This is a genomic window from Streptomyces sp. SLBN-118, from assembly GCF_006715635.1.
Taxonomy (GTDB): Bacteria; Actinomycetota; Actinomycetes; order Streptomycetales; family Streptomycetaceae; genus Streptomyces.
Genome location: NZ_VFNP01000001.1, coordinates 1,513,488 through 1,522,839 on the forward strand (window position 1 = coordinate 1,513,488; position 9,352 = coordinate 1,522,839).

8 protein-coding genes and 1 pseudogene are annotated in these 9,352 nt (G+C 69.3%); 3 read left to right on the forward strand and 6 right to left on the reverse strand.

Features of this window, described 5'->3' with window-relative positions; all coding sequences use genetic code 11:
- Positions 1 to 15: 15 nt before the first annotated feature.
- Positions 16 to 558, reverse strand: coding sequence for a hypothetical protein (locus FBY35_RS06920; protein ID WP_142212937.1), 543 nt, complete (start codon positions 556 to 558; stop codon positions 16 to 18).
- A 166-nt stretch (positions 559 to 724) separates the two neighbouring features.
- Between FBY35_RS06920 and FBY35_RS06925 the strand changes: the two genes are divergently transcribed.
- Positions 725 to 2,311 (forward strand): CocE/NonD family hydrolase, encoded by a 1,587-nt coding sequence (locus FBY35_RS06925; protein ID WP_142212938.1) that lies wholly within the window; start codon positions 725 to 727, stop codon positions 2,309 to 2,311.
- Between the two features lie 479 nt (positions 2,312 to 2,790).
- On the opposite strand, the gene FBY35_RS06930 is transcribed toward FBY35_RS06925, so the two are convergent.
- Genes FBY35_RS06930 through pcaC form a run of 4 tightly spaced genes read right to left on the reverse strand, consistent with a single transcriptional unit; the run spans position 2,791 to position 6,063 of the window.
- Positions 2,791 to 3,237 (reverse strand): DUF6278 family protein, encoded by a 447-nt coding sequence (locus FBY35_RS06930; RefSeq protein WP_142212939.1) that lies wholly within the window; start codon positions 3,235 to 3,237, stop codon positions 2,791 to 2,793.
- 58 nt (positions 3,238 to 3,295) lie between these two features.
- Positions 3,296 to 4,075, reverse strand: a complete 780-nt coding sequence (locus FBY35_RS06935) for an exodeoxyribonuclease III (protein WP_142212940.1) — start codon at positions 4,073 to 4,075, stop codon at positions 3,296 to 3,298.
- 44 nt (positions 4,076 to 4,119) lie between these two features.
- On the reverse strand, positions 4,120 to 4,752 hold the full coding sequence (locus tag FBY35_RS06940; RefSeq protein ID WP_142212941.1) for an MBL fold metallo-hydrolase: 633 nt from the start codon (positions 4,750 to 4,752) through the stop codon (positions 4,120 to 4,122).
- A gap of 12 nt (positions 4,753 to 4,764) precedes the next feature.
- Positions 4,765 to 6,063 carry a 4-carboxymuconolactone decarboxylase gene (pcaC, locus tag FBY35_RS06945; RefSeq protein ID WP_142212942.1) on the reverse strand — a complete coding sequence of 433 codons (1,299 nt, stop codon included), beginning with the start codon at positions 6,061 to 6,063 and terminating at the stop codon, positions 4,765 to 4,767.
- A gap of 81 nt (positions 6,064 to 6,144) precedes the next feature.
- On the opposite strand from pcaC, the pseudogene FBY35_RS36055 reads away from it, so the two are divergent.
- Positions 6,145 to 6,571: pseudogene (locus tag FBY35_RS36055) on the forward strand (type ISP restriction/modification enzyme).
- Between the two features lie 502 nt (positions 6,572 to 7,073).
- Here FBY35_RS36055 and FBY35_RS06960 read toward each other — a convergent pair.
- Entirely contained in the window at positions 7,074 to 7,736 is a 663-nt protein-coding gene (locus FBY35_RS06960; RefSeq protein WP_142212944.1) for a 4'-phosphopantetheinyl transferase, read from the reverse strand.
- Positions 7,737 to 7,842: 106 nt separating this feature from the next.
- Here FBY35_RS06960 and FBY35_RS06965 point away from each other — a divergent pair, with 106 nt between their 5' ends.
- A complete protein-coding gene (locus tag FBY35_RS06965) occupies positions 7,843 to 9,345 on the forward strand; it encodes an FAD-binding oxidoreductase (protein ID WP_142212945.1) in 1,503 nt (500 codons plus the stop codon).
- The last annotated feature ends 7 nt before the right edge of the window (positions 9,346 to 9,352 follow it).

The window sequence follows — 9,352 nt, forward strand, 5'->3', positions numbered from 1 at the left end:
TACGCGGACGCCCGCCTACCGCGGGGTTTCATCCGTGATCGTGATCCCTGGCGGCGCGTACTGCCTGATGGCGTCCAGCAGTTCGGCCGGATCGACGTCGAAGACCTGCGTCTCGAAACAGAGCCCGTCGCCGCCCAGACGCCCCAGCTCGGGGCCGATCCTGCGGTACGCGGCCCGCAGTCGGCAGGTGCGCGGCAGCTTCCCGACGGGAGCGTCGCAGTCGACGAATACGTAGCCGGAGGAGGCGTCGGCTGCCCGGACCGCTGACCAGGGGACGGTTCTGGCGGGCCACAGGGGCAGCCGTACGGTCAGCCCGTGCGCGTCGGCGCTCACCCCGAGCGGCCGCACCAGATGCCCGGCGCAGCTGACCGCGACAAGGGCGAGGGGCACGCCGACGACCGACAGCGCGATCCCGCCCGCGGTGCCGTTCGGTCCTTCGACGATTGCCGCGACGGCGATGCCCCACACGACGAGCAGTACGAGCGCGGCGACGGGCACCCACTCCACCCGCCGTCGCAGCCGCAGTTGGAGGGTCGTCCGATCCGTCGTCGCGTCCACGGCGCGATCGTGCCGCTCAGCCGACAAGAACACCAGGGGTCCACGTGCCAACTGACACCACGTCCAATAATCGTTACCGTCGCGTAACTTACCGAGGAGTTACCCCAAGTAAGGCCTCAAGGTTACCGTCGGGTCACTTTGTAGTGACACGAGTGAGGAGTGACCCGTGGGACAGTCGCGCAAGGCCCTGCGTACGGCCGCGATCGGTACGGTCTCCGTCGCGCTTCTCGCCGGACCGGCCGCCGGGGTCGCTCCCGCCGCCACGACGACCGGCGACCAGGCGCAATCCACCGCGGACGTACGGTTCGTCGACATCACCGGCGACGGCGGCACCGTGCTCAAGGCCAATGTCGTCACGCCCGCAGGCTCCGACGGCAGGCACAAGTACCCCGTGGTCGTGCTGCCCACGAGCTGGGCGCTGCCCCAGATCGAATACCTTGCGCAGGCCAAGCAGCTCGCCGACTCGGGCTATGTCGTGGTGAGTTACAACGTCCGCGGGTTCTGGCAGTCCGGCGGTACGATCGAGGTGGCCGGGCCGCCCGACATCGCGGACGCCTCCAGAGTGATCGACTGGGCCCTCGCGAACACCCCCGCCGACCCGGGCAGGATCGGCATCGCCGGAGTCTCGTACGGCGCGGGCATCAGCCTCCTTGCCGCCGCCCACGACAAGCGCATCAAGGCCGTCACCGCCCTCAGCGGCTGGGCCGATCTCACCAACTCCATCTACAGCGGCCGCACCCAGCATGTCCAGGCCACGGCGCTGCTCACCGGGACGGGCTATCTCACTGGCCGGCCGAGCGAGGAGTTCCAGGGCATCGCGAAGGACTTCTTCTCCTCCAACCTCGCCAAGGAGCAGGAGATGCTCGACTGGGGGAAGAAGCGCTCCGTCGCCACCTATCTGGACCAGATCAACGCCAACGGCGCTGCGATCATGCTCGGCAACGCCTGGGGCGACTCCGTCTTCCCGCCCAACCAGTACGCCGACTTCTACGAGAAGCTCAGAGGCCCCAAGCGCCTGGAGTTCCGCCCCGGCGACCATGCGACGGCGGAGGCCGGCGGCCTGCTCGGCCTGCCCAACGACACGTGGACCAGCGCCCATCGCTGGCTCGACCACTACCTCAAGGGTGTCGACAACGGCGTCGACCGCGAGCAGCCGGTCCGCATCATGTCCCGTTCCACCGGCGGATACGTGAGCTACCCCGACTGGAAGTCGGTGGCCGCCACCGAGCGGAAGATCGACCTCGGCGGGTCCAAGCGGATCTTCGCCAATATCGACTCGGGCGCCAACGGAGGAGTCATCTTCCTGTCGAGCATCCTGGACCAGTTCGCCAAGCTGCCCCCGATGGCCTCGATCCCGCTGCTGCCGCGTGCCTTCGCAGCCGTCTGGCAGACCGGGCGCTACGGCTCCGGGCAGCAGATCCGCGGCACCGCCAAGCTGCACACCACGGTCACAAGCACCAAGGAGAGCGGCACCCTCGTCGCATACCTCTACGACGTGGGCCCGCTCGGCCTCGGCAAGCTGGTCAGCAATGCCCCGTACACCTTCCACGGCACGACACCCGGGAAGCCGTTCGCCGTCGACCTGGAGCTCTTCTCCACCGCCTACGACGTCCCGGCGGGCCACCGTCTCGCCCTGGTCGTCGACACTGTCGACCCGCTCTACATCGAGCACAACCCGTCCGGCGCGCAGCTGACCTTCTCCTCGTCCGCAGCCGACCCGTCATACCTGTCGGTCCCGCTGCGCGAGAAGTGATCACCGGCTGCCGCCGGGCGGGAATGGCCCTGAGCTGCTGCTCCCCCTACGGCCTGGGGGCCGTGGGGGCACCCCCACCCGGCAGCAGCGTCCCTGGTCCGGCCGGGGCCGGATACGCGGCCTGTGTACGCGGGGAGATCGCCATCACCACGAGGATGAAGGGCACATCGTAGTCGAGATCCGGTGGTCGTAGCGGCTGGCGATGGCAAGGTTTCCGCGCGGCGCGGGCGAGAGTGCCGCGGCGCGGGTGGAAGAGATGTCGTGTCATGGGTCCTGCACCCCCGTCAGTCCTGCGGCACGTGCACCTGTTCGTCGTGCGTGTTCGCATCACGCAGTCCGATCAAAGGATCGACGATCATACGCTGCCCTACCCACTCTCGGCTGTGTCGAGGTCAGCGCAAACTATCCAGGCGGACAAGGGACTTCACACCCGACACGCGTAAATAGGGCATAAGCCGTATTAACGACGTCTGTGCAGCTCAAGCCTCTGCGGCCTCCGCGTACACCTGGGACAGCTGAGGCGCTCCGTTGACAGCCCAGTCGAGGCCCGCCTCCACCACGCTGATCTCCCTGCCGGAGGCGAGCTGCACCACGGGATGACCGCCCGGCCAGACGTGCCAGGCCGCTCCGGGGACCGAGCGGACGATCACGGTGCCGAGGTAGAGACCCGCGTCATTGCCCAGCCAGGGCAGCTCCTCCGGGTCGTCGCGCCAGCGCGGCGGAAGCTGGTCGAGCGCGGCCAACGAAGCGGGGCTGTCGTCCAGTTCGAGCCCGGCCTGCCCTGCTCGGACACGCAGCAGCTCACACTCCGAGAGCAACTCGGCGATGGCCGCCGCGCGCTCCGGGTCGTACTCAGCGGCAGGCTCGACGGTCACCTGCTCGGCGTCGTGCCGCTTGAGCCAATTGTCCAAGAAAGGGATTTCCATACCACTCAGCCTCGCACCCCTGCCGCCGGGCGCACCACAGGGCGCGCGTCAGCAAACGTCAGATGTCCAGATCGACAACGACCGGCGCATGATCCGACGCGCCCTTGCCCTTGCGCTCCTCACGGTCGACGTAACTGTCCTTGACCGCCGTGGCGAATGGATCATTGCCGTAGACCAGGTCGATACGCATGCCGCGGTTCTTGGGGAAGCACAGCTGGCGGTAGTCCCAGTACGTGAACGGGTGGTCGTACTTGAGGGGGCGCGGCACGAGGTCGGTCAAGCCCGCCTCCTGGAGCGCGGTGAGCGCCGCCCGCTCGGGCGGGGTGACATGCGTCTGCCCCTCGAAGAACTCACGGTCCCAGACGTCGTCGTCGGTCGGGGCGACGTTGAAATCTCCGAGGACCGCGAAGGGGCGGGTCGCCGCGGTGTCGGACGCGACCGCCGCCTTCAGGGCCTCGAACCACTGCAGCTTGTATGCGTAGTGCGCGTGCCCGGGCTCGCGGCCGTTGGGCACGTACACCGACATGACACGGACCGGGCCGCAGGTCGCGGCGACCGCCCGGGGCTCCTGCACACCCTCGTACTCGGGCCCGCCGGGCAGGCCCTTGACCACGTCGTCGAGGCCGACCCGGGACACCACCGCCACGCCGTTCCACCGGCCCGTGGCGTGGACCGCGGACTCGTAACCGAGCTCGCGCAGCTCGTCGGAGGGGAACTGCGCCTCGGTGGTCTTGGTCTCCTGCAGGCACAGGACGTCCGTGCCGCTGTTCTCCAGCCAGGCCAGCAGCCGCGGCAGTCGGGCGGTGATCGAGTTGACGTTCCACGTGGCGATGCGCATGCGAAGAGCCTAGCCGGGCGGTCTGACAGCCGGCCCTGCGGCTGTCACAGGTCGGTCGCCTCGCCCGGAGTGAGCCTGCCGTGGTCCGTGCCGCCGAGCTCGCCGATCTGCCGGTCGTAGATCGGCCGGGCGAGATCGGTGAGCAGGGCGTCGTGGACGTCGATGGCGCGCCGCGGCTTCACCTCGCGCACATAGTCGATGACCTCGGAGATCTTGCTCCAGGGGGCCTGCACCGGGAGCATCAGCGTCTCGACCGGACGGTCGGGGACGGTGAGGGCGTCGCCCGGATGGAAGACCGAACCGTCCACCAGATAACCGACGTTGGTGATCCGGGGGATGTCCGGGTGAATCACGGCATGCAGCTCTCCGTGCACCTGCACGTCGAACCCGGCCGCGGTGAAGGTGTCGCCGTGGCCGACGGTGTGGACCCGTCCCGGGAAGGCCGCCGAGATCTTCTCGGCGACGCTCCGCAGGGTCCAGATCCCGGCGCCCGGGTTCGCCTCCATCGCGGCCCGCAGCCGGTCCTCGTTGAAGTGGTCGGGATGCTCGTGGGTGACAAGGATGACGTCCGCGCCGATGGCGGCGTCCTGTTCACTGAAGGTGCCGGGATCGATGACCAGCGTCTGCCCGTCCTTCTCCAGCCGGATGCAGGCGTGCGTCTTCTTCGTGAGCCTCATGGCCCCATCCTGCTACCCCTCGGGGTTGGTCTCCTCCTGAATGACCGCGTGGGCAACGCGGAAGGCGGAGTTCGCCGCCGGGACACCGCAGTACACCGCCGCGTGAATGAGGACTTCCTTGATCTCGGCGGGGGTGAGGCCGTTGCGCAGGGCCGCACGGGTGTGGAAGGCGAGCTCCTCCAGGTGCCCGCCCGCGACCAGCGCGGTCAGCGTCACCACGCTGCGAGTGCGCCTGTCGAGGCCCTCGCGGGTCCAGACCTCGCCCCAGGCGTAGCGGGTGATCAGCTCCTGGAAGTCGCCGGTGAAGTCGTCTGCCGCGGCCGTCGCCCGGTCGACATGCGCGTCGCCCAGTACCTCGCGGCGCACCTTCATCCCGGCCACGTACGGATCCGGGCGTCCCGGCTGCACCGCCTCGGGCTGCGCGGGCGAGGCGGGGGCGATCTCCCCGTCGGGGGCGACCGCGGCGGAGAGGGCGGGCGCGATCGGCGCGGCCGGGATCGCCGTGAGCCCCGTCGGTGAATCGGAAGCGGTCTGCCAGGCGGTGGAGAAGTGGTGTACGAGAAGGTCGGTGACCGCGCCCGGCTGCTCGACGGGGGCGAGGTGCGATGCGCCGGGCACGAGCGCGAGCCGGGCGTCCGGTATGCCGGCGACCAGGGTGCGGGCCTCGGCGGGCCCGGTGACCTGGTCCTCGGAGCCGACCAGGACGAGGGTCGGGACGCCGACGTGGCCGAGTTCGCCGCGTACGTCGAAGGCCGCGAGCGCCTCGCAGGCGGCGATGTAGCAGCCGGGGTCGGTGGTACGGACCATCTGGACCGCCCACTCGACGATCGCGGGCTGGGCGGCGGCGAAGCCGTGCGTGAACCAGCGCTCGGGAGCGCTGCGGGCCATCGGGTCCAGGCCGTTGGTCCGCACGATCACACCGCGCTGGCGGAACTCGTCGGCGGTCCCGAACCGCGGCGAGGCCGCCACCAGCGCGAGGGAGGCCACCCGGTGCGGGTGGCGCAGCGCCAGCTCCACCCCGATCGCGCCGCCGATGGAACAGCCCGCGTAGCCGAAGTACTGGATGCCCAGCCCGTCGAGGGTCGCGAGCAGCCGGTCGGCGAGCTCGGCGACGGAGGCCGCGGGGTGGGCGGGGGCGCCGCCGTGGCCGGGCAGATCGAACCGGAACACCTGCCACCGGCGGGCGAGATCGGTTATCTGCCGGTCCCACATGTGCCATGTGGTACCCAGTGACGGACCCAGGATCAGAACAGGGGCGTCTTCTGGCCCGTCACAGCGGTATTGCAGCGTTTTCGGTGGTGTCTCGCTCACCCGTCCGACCCTCTCATCTGTCACGACAGCCCCTACGGCCGGGTGACCTTCGACCGGCAGTACGCCATCGCGGACCGGAGAGTGATCGACTTTCCACGACCGGCTCTGCGGTTCGCTCACGACGATCGACGTCAGATCTACCTCGCCGAACTGCACACCGAGTCGGTCCGTCCGGGCCCGGCGGTGAGCTTCACTGCCCTCCTGCCCGACGTCCGCCACTTCAAAGGCACCGAGGGCGGCCGCGTCGCTCCCCTCTACCGCCACCCCCCAGTCAGAACCCAACGTGACGCCCGGTCTGCTGCAACTACTCACCAAGACGCATGGCGGGACGGTGACCGCCGAGGACCTCTTCGCGTACATCGCGGGGATCGCCGGTCACAGCGGCTACCCTCGTCACTTCGCAGCGAACCCGGCTCACCGGGGCGCCCGTATCCCCCTGACGCGCGACCCGGCACTGTGGGCGGAGGTCGTGGAGGTGGGCAGGCGCACGGTGTGGATTCACACGTAGGCACCCTTGCCCTCTCTTGATCAGGCCCACTGAGACGGTCTCTCGGACCATGGACGGGCTGCTGCCCCTGGAAGCGCCGTGGAAGCGATGGACATGCCAGCCGGTTCGTCACGCGCCGTCGCGCCGACCGAGAATTCCCGGCCTTGCCATCTTGACCCGCTGGTAACCCTTGGCGACGATCTCTTGGTGCAGAACGGTCGTGGTGTGCTCGCCTTCCTCCCATCGCTGCCCAGGTACTCCAGGTAGGGATCGAGGCTGGTGGGGCTGCTCCCTGCCTGCTTCCTGCAGGTCAAGGGCGGCCTCCGGAGCGCTACAACGATTCGCATCTGCGGTCAGCTGTCCCAGGGTGTTTCAGGACTCACACTGGCCCATTGCTGACTCTCCCAGCACGCCATCAGGCCTCGGCAAGCGCCGCGTCCGGGACACTCCACCTCCTCCCACCCTGCCGACCGGCTGAGCCCATGGACGCACATCGAGGCTGATGCGTCCCCAGGTCCTCCGGCTACAGCGAGACCGCCGTCAGTACGAGACCACGGCACACCAGCCAGCGGCCGCCGACCGCCGTGGGCGCCTTGCCGGCCCAGCCGGGCCGCTGGCGCAGGACCCAGGCGCGGAAGAACGGTATCTCGGCTTCGAACTCCACCTCGGCGTCGTCGAAGCCGAGGCGGTCCCCCGTCATGGAGAACCAGCTCTTGAAGACCGACTCCTTGGCGCTGAACAGCAGACGGTCCCAGTGCACCGAAGGGTACGAGTCCGCCAGCACAGCCAGCGCGGGACGCTCCGGGGCGATCGTCACTGCCTCCAACACCCCTTGTGGAAGCGGGCGGTGTGGCTCGGCATCGATGCCGAGCGACATGACATCCTCACGGCTGGCCACCGCGGCACCGCGATAGCCATCGCAGTGGGTCAGGGATCCCAACACTCCGTCAGGCCACGACGGCACACCGTGCTCGTCCGGCGGCAGGGGAACAGCCGGTCGGCCCAGCGCTGACAGCGCCGCACGGGCGCAGTGGCGTCCCGTGGCGAACTCCCGCCTCCGCGCGTCCACCGCACTTGCGATCGCAGTCTCTTCCTCCGGGAACAGTGAGACGTCCGCCACGTCACCGAACACCTCCGCTGTACGCACCCCCGCCGGCACCAGACCGGCGATCAGGTCCGCGACCATCCCGTCCCTCCTTTTCGGAGCGCTCCAAAACCTTTGCGTGACAGGTGAATTAGGATCCGACGGCAACAGTACAGCTTCACTTCCGTGTCGAAGGCAGGAGAACCGCATGAAGCACATCGATTTCGTGGCCCCCGGCGATATCAGGTACGAGGACTTACGCCGGGGCGAGAACCTCCGCTTCGTCGGCGATCCGGAAGAGATACATCTGGTGGGATCCGCCACTGAGATCGAGCAGGTCCTTTCGCATGCCGTCCGATCGGGAAAGCGGGTCGCCGTGCGCAGTGGAGGTCACTGTTACGAGGACTTCGTGGCCCATCCCGATGTCCGTGTGGTGATGGACATGTCGCCGCTGTCGGCGGTCGGGTTCGACGAAGAGCGCGGCGCGTTCGTCGTCGAGGCCGGTGCCACGCTGGGCGCGGTCTACAAGACGCTGTTCCGGGTGTGGGGCGTGACACTGCCCGGCGGGGCGTGCCCCGATGTGGGGGCGGGCGGGCACGTCCTCGGCGGGGGCTACGGCCCGCTGTCCCGGATGCACGGCTCGATCGTCGACTACCTGCACGCGGTCGAGGTCGTCGTGGTCGACGCGTCGGGCGACGCGCGGACGGTGATCGCGACGCGCGAGCCGGACGATCCGAACCATGATCTGTGGTGGGCCCACACTGGGGGCGGTGGCGGGAACTTCGGCGTGGTCGTCAGGTACTGGCTGCGGACCACCGAGGCCGACGTACCGCCGGATCCCCGCCGGGTGCTGCCGCGGCCGCCGGCCGAGGTGCTCCTCAACACCACCGTGTGGCCGTGGGAGGGACTGGACGAGGCGGCCTTCGCGCGGCTCGTCCGGAACCACGGCAGGTGGTTCGAGGAGAACAGCGGCCCCGACTCCCCCTGGTGCGACCTCTACAGCGTGCTGGCCCTGACCCGCAGCCAGTCCGGTGCCCTCGCGATGACCACACAGCTCGACGCTACCGGCCCGGACGCGGAGAAGCGGCTGCAGACGTACCTCGCCGCCGTCTCCGAGGGTGTGGGCGTGCAGTCGCACAGCGACACCCGGCGTCTGCCCTGGCTGCACTCGACCCGCTGGCCCGGGATCGCCGGGGACGGCGACATGACCGGACGGGCCAAGATCAAGGCGGCGTACGCGCGCCGGAGCTTCGACGGCCAGCAGATCAGCACCCTGTACACGCGTCTGACCAGCGCCGACTACGACAACCCGGCCGGGGTCGTCGCGCTCATCGCCTACGGAGGCAAGGTCAACGCCGTCTCTGCGGACCGGACCGCGGTGGCACAGCGGGACTCCATCCTCAAGATCGTGTACGTCACGACCTGGGAGGACTCCGCGGAGGACCCGATCCACGTGCGGTGGATCCGCGAGCTGTACCGGGACGTGTACGCGGCCACCGGCGGCGTACCGGTACCCGGCGGTGCCGCCGACGGCGCGTACGTCAACTACCCGGACGTCGACCTCGCGGACGACGAGTGGAACAGCTCCGGGGTGCCGTGGTCCGAGCTGTACTACAAGGACGCCTACCCGCGGCTGCAGGCGGTCAAGGCGCGTTGGGATCCGCGCAACGTGTTCCGGCACGCGCTCTCCGTGCAGGCGCCGCCGGCCTGAGGCGAGG

Excerpts from the sequence above, each read along its gene's own strand:
- FBY35_RS06930 (WP_142212939.1), bottom strand. The coding sequence starts at position 3,237 with ATGGAAATCCCTTTCTTGGACAATTGGCTCAAGCGGCACGACGCCGAG.
- FBY35_RS06960 (WP_142212944.1), bottom strand. The coding sequence starts at position 7,736 with ATGGTCGCGGACCTGATCGCCGGTCTGGTGCCGGCGGGGGTGCGTACA.
- FBY35_RS06940 (WP_142212941.1), bottom strand. The coding sequence starts at position 4,752 with ATGAGGCTCACGAAGAAGACGCACGCCTGCATCCGGCTGGAGAAGGAC.
- FBY35_RS06965 (WP_142212945.1), top strand. The coding sequence starts at position 7,843 with ATGAAGCACATCGATTTCGTGGCCCCCGGCGATATCAGGTACGAGGAC.
- FBY35_RS06935 (WP_142212940.1), bottom strand. The coding sequence starts at position 4,075 with ATGCGCATCGCCACGTGGAACGTCAACTCGATCACCGCCCGACTGCCG.